The following is a 16497-nucleotide window of genomic DNA, read 5'->3' on the forward strand; positions in this document are numbered from 1 at the left end:
ATAGCTGCTAGCGCAGTTACTACCTGCGCTAGCAGCTCTTTTTACTTAAATTTTGCCATTCGTCCTGCAACCAAGCCGCACAAGCCAGGTTGTTGTCCCAGATCGAATACCGCCCGCCGCCGCCGTAGTCGGCAAACGGAATGAACTCGCAGCTGATGCGCTGCGGCGTGGATGCCGGGTTGGCATGCATGGCGGCCAGCAGCTCGCGCACGGCTTGCTTCCAGGGTTCCAGTTTTTGCGCATCCCAATCGCTGTGGAACGTGCCCGCGGGTGGCGCGATGAAGGGGTACTGGATGGCGCGGCCGGGCTGGCCGGGTTGGCGGTCCATGGCTTTGTTACGGGGCACGCCGGGGGCGACGCTGCGGGTGTGGGCGTGGGCCACCCAGTCTTCATTCAGCCACTGGCGGTAGAAGGCGGGTAGTGTTTCGGGGCTACCGTTAGCGGGCAGGCCGCTCAGGGCCAGCTCTTGCGGGTGGTCCATCTTGAACACCAGGTGCGAATGGTCCAACGTGATGCGCAGCTTGACCTGGTGGCGCGCCAGCAGTTCGGCGACGCGCTCTACGCGGGCGAACTGCTCGCTCCACATGTCTACGTGCACTTCCAGGCTGGGCAGGCAGCCTACCGGCGCGCCCACTTGCATGGCATCCAGAAAGAAGTCGGCCACTTGCTGGTCGGTGATGGCTTCGCCGTCGGCCCGCCGGGCGAAGAGTTGCATGTTGAATACCTTGGCACCCAGCTGGCCACCAGTGGCCACGCACCAGCGCATGCGCTCTTCATCGCGCCCCGCGCAGAAGATGCCGCCGAACACATCGATAGGCACGCCGTATTCCTGCACCAAGTCGAAGTAGGGCGCAAAGTCTTCGGCCGGGTTGTAGTTTTTCTCGATGTAGGCAAACGCGCCGCTGTCGCGCACCCAGGCAAAGCGGGTGGCGGCATCGGGTGTGGGCAGGCCGTCGTGGTGCAGCACGCCGTCGAGGTTGATGCCAATCGGTAATTTAGGCTGCATGGCTTAAAAGGCTCTTGAGTTTGGTGGCGGGGTGGGCCAGCACGTCGGCGCTGGCGCTGATGCGTCTTTCCACCAGGGTGCGGGCCAGCTTCAGCTCTTTGGCAACCAAGCTGGTTTGGCCCCAGCCGCAGGCACCGACCAGGCGGCTATCGGCGTCCAGGTAAAAAATCACCATGCCGCCTGCATCGTCCAGCGTGCGGGTGGTGCTGCTGGCGGCCTGCGCGGGCTCGCCCATTACCTGCAACTGGTGGTCGTACTGGTCGGACCAGAACCAGGGCAGGGATGTGTAGGCAGCCAACGCACCGCCCAGCATGTTGTGCGCGGCAATGGCGGCCTGGGTTTCGGCGTTGTGCCAGGTTTCTTGGCGTACCCACTGGCCAGACAGCACGCTGGGGAACTCGGCCACATCGCCCGCCGCAAAAATACCCGGCACGCTGGATTGCAGGTGTGCGTTGACCAGCACGCCGCGGCCCACCGCCAGCCCGGCCGCCTGCGGCAGCGCCAGATCGGGTTCGATGCCAATGCCGGCCAGGATGGTGTCGGCCTCGATGCTGCTGCCGTCGGCCAATTGCATACGCAGACCCATGCGCACGCCGGTCGCGGTACGGGTAATGCTTTGCGGGCTCACGCCCAGCAGCACGCGCACGCCGCGTGCACGGTGCAGGGCCAGGGCGCGCTCGGCCACCGGCTCGGGCACGGCGCGGCCCATCAGGCGCGGCGCGCCTTCGACGACGGTGACCTCGCAGCCCAGCTTGCGGGCCGAGGCCGCCACTTCCAGTCCGATGAAGCCACCACCCACCACCAGCAGGCGCTGGCCCGGGGTGAGGCGCTGGGCCAGCGCAGCGGCATCGCATAAATTGCGCAGCGTCATCACTTCGGGCAGATCGCCGCCGGGGATGGTCAGCGTGCGCACCTTGCCACCCGTGGCCAGCAGCAACGACTGGTAGGCCAGGGTTTGGCCGTCGGACAAGGTAATGCTGCGGGCGTTTGGGTCTATGGCGGTCACCCGCGCGACATGGCGGGTGATGTGGGCAGTGGCCAGGTCGGCATCCGACAGCAGCGCGCAGGCTTCGGCGGTTTTGTCGCCGGTGAGCAGGTCTTTGGACAGGGGCGGGCGCTCGTAGGGGTGGTGCGGTTCGTCTCCCACCAAATGGATGGTGGCCTGCCAGCCCGCTGTGCGCAGCGCCAGCGCCGCACGACCGCCGCAGTGGCCCGCGCCGACGATGACCATGGCCGGGCTGGACGTACTATCGGGGGTTTGCATGGCTGTTTATCTCTTGAGAATGGATAGGACTTATGCGGCGCCCCTGTATCGCCTTTCGGGCTTACAGGGGGAACTTGCGTAAGTCCTGGTAGAAAGTAATTATACAAACGCGGCTCTTAAAATAACAAGAAATTTCTATTTATATTAGTCAATGAAAATTTTTTTACACAAGGGTGCCCATGGCTGTTGACAAGGTCCAGCAACTCAGCGTTGACCAGCTGATCAAGCGCATTACTGGCGAATACGAATCTTTGAGCAAGCAGCTCAAAGTGATCGCCCGCCATGTGGAACTCAACCGCCACCACATCGGGCTGGACGGCATCCAGCAGGTGGCATCGCAGTGCAGCGTGCAGCCTTCGGCCGTGGTGCGCTTTGCTAAGCATTTCGGGTTCTCGGGCTTTTCGGAAATGCAGGCTATTTTTCGCGAAGGTCTGTCGCGCCAGCTGGCCCCGGCACGCAACTACAAAACCCGCATCCGCGACGTGATCGAGTCGGGCGCGGGCAGCTTGTCCAGTGTGGAGATTGCCAATGAATTTTTGTCGGGCAGCATTGCCGGCATGCAAGAGCTGCAAAACAGCCTGCACGGCCCCACCTTTAAGAAGGCCGTGGACCTGCTGGCCGAGGCCGACAGTATCTGGATTGCGGCTTCGCGCCGCTCGTTTCCCGTAGCGGTGTACCTCGACTACGCCTTGCAGCACACCGACAAACGCATCGGCCTGGTGTCGGGTATGGGCAGCATGCACCTGGGGCAGATGCGCTCGGTGCGCAAGGGCGACGTGATGGTGGCCATTTCGTTTCTGCCCTACGCCGACGAGACCATCGCCGTGGCCAAAATGGCCGTGGAGCGCGGTGCCCGCCTGATCGCCATCACCGACAGCCGCATGAGCCCCTTGGCCAAGCTGGCGCAGGTGGTACTGGTGGTGCAAGACAATTCCACCTTCGGATTTCGGTCGCTCAACAGCACCATGGGCCTGGCGCAAAGCCTTTTCATCGCGCTGGCCTACATGCTGGAGCTGCCGTACCAGACCACCACGCCGCAGCGCACGGCGTCTTAGCTAACAGGCTTTAAAAGCGTCTTGGTTTCCCTGCAAGGGCGCTATTTTTGGCGGTAGCGTCCTTTTTGTGGGATGGGACATCCAGTACCGCCTTGTCTGCGGCGCGGCATTCCCGGGTATGCTCAAAATCAGGTTGGCATGGGTATGGGTATTTAAAACGTATCCATCGCACACAGTTTTGAAGACGTTTTTGCCACCTGACCCCTCGACGTATCTGTAGGAACCCTGTGTGCAAACCAAGCGCCCCAGTCTCCGTATTGACCGTAGCTCTGTAAACGATGACCCCGTGGGGCTGCGTGCGCTTTTGTTGGTGTTGGATGGCTTGCCGGTACTGGTAAGCGCCATGGATTTGCGTGGCTGCCGCACCATCACCTACTGGAACCGTGAATGTGCGTCTGTCTCGGGCTACACCAGCGAAGAGTTGGTGGACCAGCCCGAAGCACTGCAGTGGCTGTACCCCGAACCTTTGTACCTGGCGCGCAAGCTGGCCGACTTTCTGGAGTTGGGCGCTAGTTTTCGGGACATGGAATGGACCTTGACCACCAAATCGGGTGACAAGCGGCGTATCGCCTGGTCCAGCATCGACGGTTTGCAGACGGCATCCCAGCCGGACACCGTGTGGTGTGTGGGGCTGGACGTCACTGCCCGTTCGGAGTCCGACCGCCTGCTGCGTGACCGCGACAAACTGTTGGGTTCGGTGTTCCGGCATTTGCCCGACATGGTCTACCTCAAAGATGGCGAAGGGCGCTGGCTGCTGACCAACCCTGCCGCGCGGGCCGTGCTGGGATTGAGCGAACAAGAAGCCTACGGCTACACCAATCTGGAGATTGCCGACCGCGGCCACCCCCAGGACGAGGGCCTGCGCCAGGCGGCCTTGACCGACGAGGCCACCTGGCAGTCGGGCCGGGCTTCGCACATGCAGGAAGTGGCCGACGATGGCCAGGGCAATGTGCGCTGGCTGGATGTGGTGCGGGTGCCGACCTTCGGGCGGCGCGGCCAACGGATGCACCTGCTGATGGTGCGCCGGGACATCACCGACCAGCGCATCGCCGCCACCAAGCTGGAGCTGGCAGGCCGGGTGCTGGAGCAAAGCACCGACGGCATCATGGTCACCGACGAGGCCAACCGCATCATCATGGTGAACGGGGCGTTTACCGAAATTACCGGCTACCAGGCCAACGAAGTAATGGGGCGTGACCCGCAACTGCTGGCCTCCGGGCAGCACGATGCCGCCTTTTTCCAGCAAATGTGGAAGGTTTTGGCCGAGGAAGGGCGCTGGACGGGCGAGATATGGAACCGCCGTAAAAACGGCGAGGTCTATCCCCAATGGTTGAGCCTGTCGGCCCTGCACCAGCGTGCCCATGGCGACGTGACGCACTATGTGGCGGCTTTTTCCGACCTGAGCTCGCGCAAGGCGGCCGAAGAAAAAATCGCTTACTTGTCCAGCCAGGACGTGATTACCGGCCTGCCCAACCGCACCCATGTGGCGTTGCGTTCCACCTTGGTGCTCAAGCACGCCAAGACCACCCACGAACAGGTGGCCATGATCGTCATCGACGTAGACAACTTCAAAACCCTGAACGATTCACTGGGCCATGCGGCGGGCGACCAGATGCTGCGCGAAGTGGGCCTGCGGCTGAGCCAGTTTGCCGACGAGCGCTCGGTGGTGGGGCGTTTGAGTGGAGACGAATTCCTGATTTTGCTGCGCAATGTGCAAGGCACGGCCGATGCCGCCCACATGGTGACGGCGTTGATGGATGCCGTGGGCCAGCCCATGACTTTGGCCGATATGCCGGTGAACGTGTCTATCTCTGCCGGAATCGCCATGTTTCCGGCCGATGGCGACCAGTTCGATGCCTTGTTTGGGCGCGCCGACTCGGCCCTGTACGCGGCCAAGCGCGGCGGACGCGGCACCTACCAGTTCGCCAACGCCACCATGAACGAGGCGGCGCTGGAGCGCCTGCGGCTGGAGTCCGCCCTGCGCCTGGCGTTGGAAAATAACGCCCTGCGCTTGGAATACCAGCCGCTGATCCACCTGCCCAGCGGGCGCGTGGTGGGAGCCGAAGCCCTGTGCCGCTGGGACCACCCGGAGCGCGGCGCGATTCCCCCCGGCCTATTTATCCCGATTGCCGAAGACTGCGGGCTGATTGAAGCCCTGGGCGGCTGGGTGCTGAAAACTGCCGCACTGCAATTGCGCGCCTGGCACGACGCGGGGCAGCCCGAGTTGATCATGGCGGTGAACCTGTCGGCCCGCCAGTTCCAGCGCGGCGTGGTGCTCAAGCAGGTGGAGGCGGCGCTGGAGGTGTCTGGCATCGCCCCCGACCGGCTGGAGCTGGAACTGACCGAAAGCGTACTGCTGCACGATGGCGAGGCCGTGACTGCCGTGTTGCGCCGCCTGCAAGCCCTGGGGGTAAAGCTGTCGATCGACGACTTTGGCACCGGTTATTCCAGCTTCGCCTATCTGCGCCGCATCAAGTTCGACAAGATCAAAATTGACCAGTCGTTTGTGCGCGATTTGATCGACGATCCGGACAACGCCGCCATCGTGCGCGGCATCATTTCCCTGGCCCTCAGCCTGGGCCTGAGTGTGCTGGCCGAGGGCGTGGAAACCGAAGAAATCGCCCAGCGCCTGCGCCATCTGCAGTGCACCTATGCCCAGGGTTACCACTTCGCCCGCCCGCTGCGGCCCGAGGTCTTCGCCCTCCAGCAGGGTTTGGCATGCGTTGCATCCGGAGTGGGAAGCCTGTAACCCGACCCCTACAATCCGGTAACACTCTGGCTTGTTTTATGAAAATTTTGATTTCTAACGACGACGGCTTCCAGGCTCCTGGCATCGTCGCGCTGTATGACGCGCTGAAAGACGTAGCCGAGGTCGAGGTGGTCGCGCCTGAGCACAACAACAGCGCCAAGTCCAACGCACTCACCCTGTACGCGCCGCTGTACGTGCACCGGGCGGCCAACGGTTTTCGGTATGTAAACGGCACCCCGGCTGACTGCGTGCACATCGCGCTGACCGGCCTTCTGGGCTACCGGCCGGACCTGGTGATCTCGGGCATCAACAACGGTGCCAACATGGGCGATGACACGATTTACTCGGGCACCGTGGGCGCGGCCATGGAGGGCTATTTGTTTGGCATTCCGGCGATTGCGTTTTCGCAAACCCAGGGCGGCTGGGCCCACCTGGATGCCGCGGCCCAGACCGCGCGCGATCTGGTGCTGCGCCTGGCCCGGCAGCAGCACGAGGGCGCGCCGCCGTGGCTGCTCAATGTGAATATTCCCAACCTGCCGCTGGACCAGCTCAAGCCCTTGAAGGTCTGCCGCCTGGGTCGCCGCCACACGGCGGAAAAAGTCATCACCATGGACAGCCCGCGCGGCGACACCATGTACTGGATCGGTAGCGCCGGGGCCGCCAAAGACGATGCCGAGGGCACCGACTTCCACGCCAGCCTTCAGGGCCACGTCACCATGACCCCTTTGAAGGTGGACCTGACCGACCACGACAACCTGGGCTACTGGGCACAAACGGCATCCCGCCTGGCGGCGGACTGAATGGCACAGCGGCCCCCGTTTCCGGCCCGGCTGGACTTTTCAAGCGGTACGCCATCGGCCAAGACGGTTGCTATTAAAAATGTAGCTAATAGTGCAGTCGGAATAAGCGCTAGACCCCTAAAAATATTAGAAATAAAAACCACGGCAGGCCATGGCATGGATTCGGATGCCGTGCGCGTCCGCATGGTGCACAAGCTGTCGGCCATGGGCATTGTGTCGGCACCGGTGCTGCGCGCCATGGGCCAGGTGGAGCGGCACCGCTTTGTCGATACCGCCCTGGTCAACCAGGCCTACGAAGACACCAGCCTGCCGATTGGCCTGGGCCAGACCATCTCCAAGCCCAATGTGGTGGCCCGTATGGGCGAGCTGCTGCTGGACTCAGCGCTGGGCAAGGCCGGGCAACTGGGCCGGGTGCTGGAGATCGGCACCGGCTGCGGCTACCAGGCGGCCGTGCTGGCCGTGCTGGCCCGCGAGGTCTACAGCATCGAGCGCCTGCGCGGCCTGCACGACAAGGCCCGGGCCAATTTGCGGCACTTTCGGTTGCCCAATGTGCACCTGCTGTTTGGCGACGGCATGCTGGGCTATGCTAAAGGCGCACCGTACGCGGGCATCATCGCCGCGGCCGGGGGCGACGCGATTCCGCAGGCTTGGCTAGACCAGTTGGCGGTGGGCGGGCGGCTGGTCGCCCCCATGGTGACCAGTGGCGGCAAGCAGGCGCTGGTGGTGGTGGACAAAACCGCCCAGGGCCTGAAACAGCAGTTACTCGAAGCGGTGCATTTTGTCCCTCTAAAATCAGGGATTGCATAACTTGAACGCACGGGGGTGCTGGACACCCCTGCCGGACAAGTTATTTCATTAGGACTTACGCAGCGCCCCCTGTGCGGCCCTCTGGGCGCACAGGGGGCGCTGCGTAAGTCCTGTTCATGTTTACAGGAAAATACACATGCACGCGTTGCGCAGTCCGGGTTGGAATAAGGCCGTTGGGGTCGTTGGTTTGGTGTCGTTGGTGCTGCTGGGCGCTTGCTCTGGTCCCGCAGTGCACAAGGCACCGGTGGAGGACCGTGGCACCAGCCGTCCGCAGCCGACCACCGTCACCCCGGAGGCCGTGCCCGCCAAACCTTTGCCCGGTGCCGAAAATGCAGGCAAGCCCGGCTACTACACCGTCAAGCCTGGCGATACGCTGATCCGCATCGGCCTGGACTCCGGCCAAAGCTGGAAAGACATCGCCCGCTGGAATATGCTGGACAACCCCAATGTGATCGAAGTCGGCCAGGTGCTGCGGGTGATTTCGCCCAATGCTGTGGCCACCGACACGGGTGTGACGACCCGCCCGGTCGCCTCCAGCACCGTCACCCCGGTGCCCGTGCCTGCTCCCGCGGCCTCGGCTGCTTCCAGCCCGGCCAGTACCGCTTCCAAACCGGTAACCCCCACCCCCGTGGCCCCGGCGGCAGCCGCTGCCGAGGACGACATTGCCTTTATCTGGCCCACCAGCGGCGGCCTGCTGGCTGGCTTTGACGAAGCTAAAAACAAGGGCCTGGACCTGGGCGGCAAAACCGGCGATGCCGTGCTGGCCGCCGCCGACGGCCGGGTGGTGTATGCCGGTGCGGGCCTGCGCGGCTACGGCAACCTGCTGATCCTCAAGCACAACAACACCTACCTCACCGCCTACGCCCATAACCAGACCTTGCTGGTCAAAGAGGACCAGTCGGTGCGCAAGGGCCAAAAAATCGCCGAAATGGGCAGCAGCGACACCGACCGTGTCAAACTCCACTTCGAGATTCGCCGACAAGGCAAGCCCGTCGATCCCGCCAAATACCTGCCTAACCGGTAACTGCCATGAAAACCCCCAACGTGCCCGGCCAAACTGTGCTTGAGGACGCGTTGGGCGAAGAGGGCAGCAGCTCGGTTGCCGAGACACACGCAGGCCAGGCACCGTGGCAGGTCACCGGGGCCGAAAGCCACGACACCCTCAGCATGTACCTGCGCGATGTGCGGCGTACCGAGCTGTTCACCCCCACCGAAGAATTCGACACGGCCACCCGCGCCCGCGCCGGTGACTTTGCGGCCCGCCAGGCCATGATCGAGCACAACCCGCGCCTGGTCGTCAGCATCGCCAAGGGTTACCTGGGCCGCGGCGTGCCCATGGGTGACCTGATCGAAGAGGGCAACCTGGGCCTGATGCACTCCATCGACAAGTTCGAACCCGAGCGCGGTTTCCGCTTCTCGACCTACGCCACCTGGTGGATCCGCCAGGCGGTGGAGCGCGCGGTGATGCAGCAAGGCCGCGTCATCCGCCTGCCGGTGCACGTGGTGCGCGAACTACAGCAGGTGCTGCGCGCCCGGCGCACGTTGGAGCACGATGCTGCTTTTGCCGTGCAGCGTCCCGAAGGCGTGCGGGTGGACGACATCGCCGCCCTGATGGGCCGTGATGTGCAAGAGGTGGCCGACCTGCTGGCGTTGGCAGAGTCGCCGCGCTCGCTGGATGCCGCCATGGACCGCAGCGAAGACGGCCAGACCCTGGTCGATACCCTGGCCGACGAAGACACCCCCGACCCTGCCGCTACCACCCAGAGCCACGAAGTCGAACGCCTGCTGGAAGGCTGGATCGCCACTCTGACCCGGCGCGAGCGCGAGGTGCTGGACGGCCGCTTTGGCCTGCACAACCGCGAACCCGAAACCCTGGACACCCTGAGCGACCGCCTGGGCCTGACCCGCGAAAGGGTGCGCCAGATCCAGAACGAAGCGCTGCGCAAACTCCGCATCCAGTTAGGTCGCAGCGGCATGCACAAAGAGGCTTTATTTTGATGCAAAGAACCGTATCTTGGCTGCTGGTTGCTGCACTGGCAGGCTGTGCCGCGCCCGGCCCGCGCACCACCACCATCAGCCAGGACAAGCTGCAAAGCCTGTTGGCCGCCCGCTTCCCCTACACCGGCAAGATCGGCCCATTGTTTGAACTGCAGGCCCAGACCCCGCAACTGCGCCTGCTGCCCGCGCAAAACCGGCTGGGCACCGCCATTCAGGTGCAGGTCACCGAACGCCTGACGCGCGCCGTCTTTACCGGCATGCTGGATGTGGATTACGGCGTGCAGTTCGAGCCCAGCGACCAGACCCTGCGCATGGCCGATGTGCATGTCAACACCCTCAGCTTTAGCGGCGTGCCCGAGCGATACCAGGCCGTGGTGCAAGGCCTGGCCCCGCAGCTGGCAGAGCGCCTGCTGGACGGCATCCCACTGCACCAGATCAGCGCCAAAGACATGGCCGTGGTGAACGGCTGGGGCTATGAACCCGGCAGCATCGACGTGGTAGCCGCAGGCCTGCGCATCACCCTGAACCCGAAAAAGTCACCGTAAGACTTTTACTATCAAAAAAAGAGCTGCGAGCGTAGGTACTATCTACGCTAGCAGCTCTTTTTATACCTAAACCTTGGTTTTAGTGCGCGCCTTGCTCCAGAAAGCGTTGGGCATCCAAAGCCGCCATACATCCCGTACCGGCGCTGGTGATGGCCTGGCGGTAGATGTGGTCTTGCACGTCACCGGCGGCAAACACACCGGGCACGCTGGTCATGGTGGCAAAGCCTTGCAGGCCGGTGCGGGTAATGATGTAGCCGTCTTTCATGTCCAACTGGCCCGCGAAGATGTCAGTATTGGGTTTGTGGCCGATGGCGATGAAGCAGCCTTTGAGGTGGATGTCGGTGGTTTCGTCGCTCTTGGTGCTTTTCAGGCGGATACCGGTCACGCCAGAGGCATCGCCCAGCACTTCTTGCAGCGTGTGGAACAGCTTGAGTTCGATCTTGCCCGCCGCCACTTTTTCCATCAGCTTGTCTACCAAAATGGCCTCGGCCTTGAAGGTGTCGCGACGGTGCACCAGGGTTACCTTGGCGGCGATGTTGGACAAGTACAGCGCTTCTTCCACCGCGGTATTGCCACCACCCACCACGCACACGTCTTGCTCGCGGTAGAAAAAGCCGTCACAGGTAGCGCAGCCCGACACGCCCCGGCCCATGAAGGCGGTTTCCGATTCCAGGCCCAGGTACTGCGCCGAGGCGCCGGTGGCCAGGATCAGCGCGTCGCAGGTGTAAGTGCCGCTGTCGCCGGTGAGGGTGAAGGGGCGCTGGCTGAAATCGACCGTGTGGATGTGGTCGAAGATGATTTCGGTCTTGAAGCGTTCGGCGTGCTCCTGGAAGCGCTGCATTAGCTCGGGGCCTTGCACGCCCATCACGTCGGCCGGCCAGTTGTCGACTTCGGTGGTAGTCATTAGCTGGCCGCCTTGCGCGATGCCGGTGATCAGTACCGGGTTCAGGTTGGCGCGGGCGGCGTAAATGGCGGCGGTGTAGCCCGCAGGGCCGGAGCCTAAAACCAGAACCTTGGCGTGTTTATTGTTCGACATGGATAAAAACCTGTAGTGAAAAAGAGAAAGGGGCGTGTACAGTTTGCTTCTTGTTACAAAATAACAAAAGGCTGCTATTGGCTGGACCACGGTACTTTTTTAAGGTTTACACAGCATCTACACAAAAGGTTTTGCCCGTTTGTGCCGGTGCATGCGTCCACCATCTTGTATGAAATTCTGCCCCAGATTGTAAGAACCCACGGTCTGCAGGGCTCTCACGTGAAAGGAATTCACCATGTCGATGTTGTCCAACATAGAGCTTTTGTTACGCGTGCCCTTGTTCTCGTCCATGAGCTCGGAACAGGCGGATGTGGTGGCCAACGCCGTCACCAAGCAGCGCTTCAAGCGCGCCGAAATCATCGTCGAGCAAGGCCGCAAGTCGAATGCGCTGTTCATCGTGCTCAGCGGCCGGGCCCGTGTGCTCACCACCGATAGCCGGGGCCGCGAGGTCATCCTGGCGACTTTGCAAGTGGGCGACTACGTAGGCGAAATGAGCCTGATTGACAACGAACCGCACTCGGCCACAGTCCAAACCGAGACGCCTACCGACTGCCTGGTGCTGGGCCGTGCCGAGTTCGACCACTGCCTGGAGGGCAATACGCCCATGGCCCGCGCAGTCATGTCTGGCCTGGTCAAGCGCCTGCGCCGGGCCGACCAAAAGATCGAGTCGCTGGCCCTGATGGATGTGTACGGCCGGGTCGCCCATGTGCTGCTCGAAGCCGCCACGCTGGATGGCGAGGGGCAAATGGTCATCCGCGACAAAATCTCGCGCCAGGATGTGGCAAAAATGGTCGGTGCTTCACGCGAAATGGTCAGCCGGGTGATGAAGGACCTGGAAGAACGCGGTTACATCGAAGGCAATGAAAACGGCTCCACCCACATCAAATCGGTGCTGGGTTCGCTGACCTGATCCGGTTCGCTCCCGCTTTAGCCCGCTTGGCGCATGGGGTAAGCTAGGCGCAGATTCTTTCTGCCCATGACTTACTCTCTCAATACCCTCAATTCATCTGGTCCGGTGGTGTCGCCGATGCGCACCGGCATTAACCGCTTCGCGCGCGAAATTGGCCTCATCCTGGGGCTGCTGGCCCTGGTGTTTTGGTGCATGGCCCTGCTGGGGTTTTCTTTGCAGGATGCCGCCTGGTCCACCTCGGGCCAGAGCGCGGTGGTGCACAACTGGGGCGGTCGTCTGGGCGCGTGGATCGCCGACATGAGCTATTTTTGCCTGGGCTTCTCGGTCTGGTGGTGCCTGGCCGCCGGCGTGCGGGCCTGGTTGGCCGGTCTGGCCGACTGGATGCGCGCCCACGCCCCCAATGACAAACCCCGCCCCAGCGGCCATGTGGCGGGCACTGCCTGGGGTTTCTGGCTGGGGCTGGTCTTGCTGCTGTGTGCCAGCAGCGCGCTGGAATGGTCTCGCCTGTACCGGCTGGCGCCCCTGCTGCCGGGCCATGTGGGCGGTGTGCTGGGCTACCTGGTGGGGCCGTTTGGCGTGCAATGGCTGGGCTTTACCGGGTCTGGGCTGGTGTGGATTGCGCTGGGCGTGATTGGCGTATCGGCCGTGTTTCGCTTTTCGTGGAGCCATGTGGCCGAGCGGCTGGGGGCTTGGGCCTATGCCTTGGTGGAAACGCGGCGCGAAAAGCGGGTGGTCGCCGAGGATCTGGCCGTGGGCAAGGTGGCGGCCAAAAAACGCGAGGCTGTGGTGCGTGAAGAGCGGGTAGAAATTGCCGCCCACCACCCCACCCCCGTGATGATCGAGCCCACCCTGGCGGATCCGCCCAAGAGCGCCCGCGTCATTAAAGAGCGCCAAAAGCCGTTATTTAGCGAAATGCCCGACTCCAAGCTGCCGCAGGTTGACTTGCTGGACGGCCCGCAATTGCACCAGGAAACCGTGGCCCACGAGACGCTGGAGATGACCAGCCGCATGATCGAAAAGAAGTTGAAAGACTTCGGTGTGGAGGTGCGGGTGGTGCTGGCATCGCCCGGCCCCGTCATTACGCGGTACGAAATTGAGCCTGCCACCGGCGTCAAAGGCTCACAAATTGTCGGTTTGGCCAAGGATTTGGCGCGCAGTTTGAGCCTGGTGTCGATCCGGGTGGTGGAAACCATCCCCGGCAAAAACTACATGGCGCTGGAGTTGCCCAACGCCAAGCGCCAGTCCATCACCTTGTCGGAGATTTTGGGCTCGCAGGTCTACCACGAGGCCAAATCGCTGCTGACCATGGGCCTGGGCAAGGACATCATCGGCAACCCGGTGGTGGTGGACCTGGCCAAGATGCCGCACGTGCTGGTGGCCGGTACCACCGGCTCCGGCAAGTCGGTGGGTATCAACGCCATGATTTTGAGCCTGCTGTACAAGGCCGAAGCCCGCGATGTGCGCCTGCTGATGATCGACCCGAAGATGCTGGAAATGTCGGTCTACGAAGGCATTCCGCACCTGCTGGCCCCGGTAGTTACCGACATGCGCCAGGCGGCCCACGGCCTGACCTGGTGCGTGGCCGAGATGGAGCGCCGCTACAAGCTGCTGAGCAAGCTGGGCGTGCGTAATCTGGCCGGATACAACGCCAAGATCGACGAAGCCAAAGCGCGCGAAGAGTTCATTTACAACCCGTTCAGCCTCACGCCCGACAGCCCCGAGCCTTTAAAGCGCGAGCCGCACATCGTGGTGGTGATCGACGAATTGGCCGATCTGATGATGGTGGTCGGCAAGAAGATCGAAGAGCTGATTGCCCGCCTGGCGCAAAAAGCCCGGGCTGCTGGTATCCACTTGATTCTGGCCACCCAGCGCCCCAGCGTGGATGTGATTACGGGCCTGATCAAGGCCAATATTCCCACCCGCATCTCCTTCAAGGTCAGCAGCAAGATCGACAGCCGCACCATCCTGGACCAGATGGGCGCAGAAGCCCTGCTGGGCCTGGGCGACATGCTCTACATGCCTGGCAGCGGCATGCCGACGCGGGTGCACGGTGCCTTTGTCAGCGACGAAGAGGTCCACCGCGTTGTAAGTTACTTGAAGAGCCAGGGTGAGCCTGACTACATCGAAGGCGTGCTGGAAGGCGGCACGGTCGATGGCGAAGACGGGGAGGGTGTTGATGGTGTGATGGGGGGTGGCAGCGGTGGTGAAAAAGATCCGATGTACGACATGGCCGTGGAAGTGGTGCTGAAGAACCGCAAAGCCAGTATCTCTCTGGTGCAGCGGCACCTGAAGATCGGCTATAACCGCGCCGCCCGCCTGGTGGAAGACATGGAAAAAGCCGGTTTGGTCAGCGCCATGAGCGGTGCCGGTCAACGCGAAATTCTCGTCCCGGCCCGCGCGGAATAACATTATGAAAAAACTATTTGCTGCGTTATTGATAGCTACTAGTGCAGGTGTTGCCTGCGCAGACGGCCTGGAAAGCTTAGAAAATTTTGTCAAGACGGTAAAGTCTGGTCGGGCCGATTTCACCCAGGTGGTCACCTCGCCACCCAAGGAAGGGCAGGCGGCGCGCGTCAAAACCTCCACCGGCAGCTTCGAATTTCAGCGGCCCAGCAAATTTAGGTTTCTATACAAAAAGCCCTTCGAGCAAAGCATCGTGGCCGACGGCCAGACCCTGTGGCTGTATGACGTGGACCTGAACCAGGTCACTTCGCGTAAACAGTCTGCGGTGCTGGGCTCCACGCCCGCCGCGCTGATTGCGGCAGCGCCCGATCTGCGGGCTCTGCAGGCCGATTTCACGCTACTGGCCGCGCCCGACAAAGACGGCCTGCAATGGGTGTCGGCCACGCCCAAGGCCAAAGACGGCCAGCTACAAACCGTGCGCGTCGGCTTCAAGGCCGATGGCAAAACCACCGAACTGGCCGCGCTGGAAATTCTGGACAGCTTTGGACAGCGCTCGGTCATGACCTTTGCCAAGGTGGAGGTGAACCCGGCACTCGCGTCAGACTCGTTCCAGTTCAAGCCGCCCGCGGGCGCGGATATTGTCAAGCAATAGCTGCACATAATCTCGCAAATTCAAGTTTTATAGTTTCCATAAGACTTTATAAAACATAGAGTTAGGCATGCCACCTATCTCGCAAAAATTCAAGCTGTTTAATGCGCCCCACCAAATGGAGCCGTTGCTACCCGGCGAGGCCCAGCGGGCGGGCTTGCTAGAGCAGGCCCACGACCTGCAACGCGCGGCGCACCAGCTCTCGGCCCTGTGCCAGCCGGTGGCGCTGACGGATCTGCGCGACCTGCTACGGGCCATGAACTCGTACTACTCCAATAAGATTGAAGGCCAGCACACTTTGCCGATGGAGATCGAGCAGGCTTTGCGCCAAGACTATTCCGCCGATGCCGACAAGGCCCGCCGCCAGCGCTTGGCCGTGGCCCATATGCAGACCGAGAGCTGGCTGGAGTCGGCCCCCGCAGACCGTGCGGTGTGGAGCTTGGACGCGGTTACCGGCATCCACAGGCATCTATTTGCCCAACTCCCCGCCGCCGACCGCACCCTACCCGAAGGCGATGTGCTGGTGCCCGGCCTGCTGCGCGACCGCAATGTCAGCGTGGGTGTCCACGCGGCCCCGGCGTTTGAGGCGATTGCCCCGATGCTGCAGTGCTGGGCGGGCTTTTATGCCGATGTGCGCCGTGGCGAATTGCAGTTGCTGGGCGTGGCTGCATCGCACCAGCGTCTGGCCTGGGTGCACCCGTTTCGCGACGGCAATGGCCGCGTGGCCCGGCTGCACACCGATAGCGTGCTGGTGCGCCTGGGTTTGAGCAACGGCCTGTGGTCGGTGTTGCGCGGTTTTGCCCGCAGCCAAGACCGCTACTACGCCCACTTGGCTGCTGCCGACGAGCCCCGTGCGGGCGACCTGGACGGGCGCAGCAACCTGTCTGAAAAAGCCCTGGTCGCCTGGATTGCCTATGTGCTAGAGGTGTGCGCCGACCAGGTGGCCTTCATGACCAGCCTGCTGGACCTGGCGCGCATGCAGGACCGCATTGCCGCCTGCTTGGCGTTTGAGCAGAACGTGGTGAAGCAGGGGGTGCGCACCGAATCACTGCGCGGCCTGCACTACCTGTTTGCTACCCAGGGCGCACTGGAGCGGGCCGATTTCAAGGCCATGCTCGGCCTGGGCGACCGGCTGGCCACGGCGCAGGTGAGTGCCTTGCTCAAGCGCGGGCTGTTGAAAAGCGATACGCCGTATGGCAAATTGCGCTTTGGCGTGCCGCTGCATGCGCTGCGGTTTTATTTTCCGAACCTGTGGCCCGAGGCAGAGGCCTAAAA

General features: G+C 62.6%; 14 protein-coding genes. 11 read left to right on the forward strand and 3 right to left on the reverse strand.

What is annotated here, in order from left to right; all coding sequences use genetic code 11:
* Window positions 1-28: 28 nt before the first annotated feature.
* Together AC097L_RS09590 and AC097L_RS09595 are read right to left on the reverse strand one after the other, a co-directional pair.
* On the reverse strand, window positions 29-1006 hold the full coding sequence (locus AC097L_RS09590; RefSeq protein ID WP_479586101.1) for a xylose isomerase: 978 nt from the start codon (window positions 1004-1006) through the stop codon (window positions 29-31).
* Entirely contained in the window at window positions 996-2270 is a 1275-nt protein-coding gene (locus AC097L_RS09595; protein ID WP_479586102.1) for an NAD(P)/FAD-dependent oxidoreductase, read from the reverse strand. Before AC097L_RS09595 ends, AC097L_RS09590 begins: the two co-directional genes overlap by 11 nt.
* 179 nt (window positions 2271-2449) lie before the next feature.
* Here AC097L_RS09595 and AC097L_RS09600 point away from each other — a divergent pair, with 179 nt between their 5' ends.
* The 7 genes from AC097L_RS09600 to AC097L_RS09630 all read left to right on the forward strand — a co-directional run bounded on the left by AC097L_RS09600 (window position 2450) and on the right by AC097L_RS09630 (window position 10224).
* Complete coding sequence (locus tag AC097L_RS09600) at window positions 2450-3325, forward strand: MurR/RpiR family transcriptional regulator (RefSeq protein WP_479586103.1); 876 nt, start codon at window positions 2450-2452, stop codon at window positions 3323-3325.
* A gap of 229 nt (window positions 3326-3554) precedes the next feature.
* The gene (locus tag AC097L_RS09605; protein WP_479586104.1) at window positions 3555-6074 is read left to right on the forward strand and encodes a sensor domain-containing protein; all 2520 of its coding nucleotides are present in this window, start codon (window positions 3555-3557) and stop codon (window positions 6072-6074) included.
* 38 nt (window positions 6075-6112) lie between these two features.
* Window positions 6113-6874 carry a 5'/3'-nucleotidase SurE gene (surE, locus tag AC097L_RS09610; RefSeq protein WP_479586105.1) on the forward strand — a complete coding sequence of 254 codons (762 nt, stop codon included), beginning with the start codon at window positions 6113-6115 and terminating at the stop codon, window positions 6872-6874.
* A 156-nt stretch (window positions 6875-7030) separates the two neighbouring features.
* Window positions 7031-7681 (forward strand): protein-L-isoaspartate(D-aspartate) O-methyltransferase, encoded by a 651-nt coding sequence (locus tag AC097L_RS09615; RefSeq protein WP_479586106.1) that lies wholly within the window; start codon window positions 7031-7033, stop codon window positions 7679-7681.
* A gap of 136 nt (window positions 7682-7817) precedes the next feature.
* On the forward strand, window positions 7818-8705 hold the full coding sequence (locus AC097L_RS09620) for a peptidoglycan DD-metalloendopeptidase family protein (RefSeq protein WP_479586107.1): 888 nt from the start codon (window positions 7818-7820) through the stop codon (window positions 8703-8705).
* Window positions 8706-8710: 5 nt separating this feature from the next.
* A complete protein-coding gene (locus AC097L_RS09625; protein ID WP_479586108.1) occupies window positions 8711-9679 on the forward strand; it encodes a sigma-70 family RNA polymerase sigma factor in 969 nt (322 codons plus the stop codon).
* A complete protein-coding gene (locus AC097L_RS09630; protein WP_479586109.1) occupies window positions 9679-10224 on the forward strand; it encodes a YceB family lipoprotein in 546 nt (181 codons plus the stop codon). Before AC097L_RS09625 ends, AC097L_RS09630 begins: the two co-directional genes overlap by 1 nt.
* 79 nt (window positions 10225-10303) lie before the next feature.
* On the opposite strand, the gene trxB is transcribed toward AC097L_RS09630, so the two are convergent.
* The gene (gene trxB, locus AC097L_RS09635) at window positions 10304-11260 is read right to left on the reverse strand and encodes a thioredoxin-disulfide reductase (RefSeq protein ID WP_479586110.1); all 957 of its coding nucleotides are present in this window, start codon (window positions 11258-11260) and stop codon (window positions 10304-10306) included.
* A 235-nt stretch (window positions 11261-11495) separates the two neighbouring features.
* Between trxB and AC097L_RS09640 the strand changes: the two genes are divergently transcribed.
* The 4 genes from AC097L_RS09640 to AC097L_RS09655 all read left to right on the forward strand — a co-directional run bounded on the left by AC097L_RS09640 (window position 11496) and on the right by AC097L_RS09655 (window position 16495).
* Complete coding sequence (locus tag AC097L_RS09640) at window positions 11496-12170, forward strand: Crp/Fnr family transcriptional regulator (protein WP_479586111.1); 675 nt, start codon at window positions 11496-11498, stop codon at window positions 12168-12170.
* A 66-nt stretch (window positions 12171-12236) separates the two neighbouring features.
* The gene (locus AC097L_RS09645) at window positions 12237-14576 is read left to right on the forward strand and encodes a DNA translocase FtsK (protein ID WP_479586112.1); all 2340 of its coding nucleotides are present in this window, start codon (window positions 12237-12239) and stop codon (window positions 14574-14576) included.
* Between the two features lie 4 nt (window positions 14577-14580).
* Window positions 14581-15225: an outer membrane lipoprotein periplasmic chaperone LolA gene (lolA, locus tag AC097L_RS09650; RefSeq protein ID WP_479586113.1), complete on the forward strand. Its 645-nt coding sequence runs from the start codon at window positions 14581-14583 to the stop codon at window positions 15223-15225.
* A gap of 67 nt (window positions 15226-15292) precedes the next feature.
* Window positions 15293-16495 carry a Fic family protein gene (locus tag AC097L_RS09655; protein ID WP_479586114.1) on the forward strand — a complete coding sequence of 401 codons (1203 nt, stop codon included), beginning with the start codon at window positions 15293-15295 and terminating at the stop codon, window positions 16493-16495.
* Window positions 16496-16497 lie beyond the last annotated feature (2 nt).

It is taken from the genome of Rhodoferax sp. RT5P35 (genome assembly GCF_056521385.1).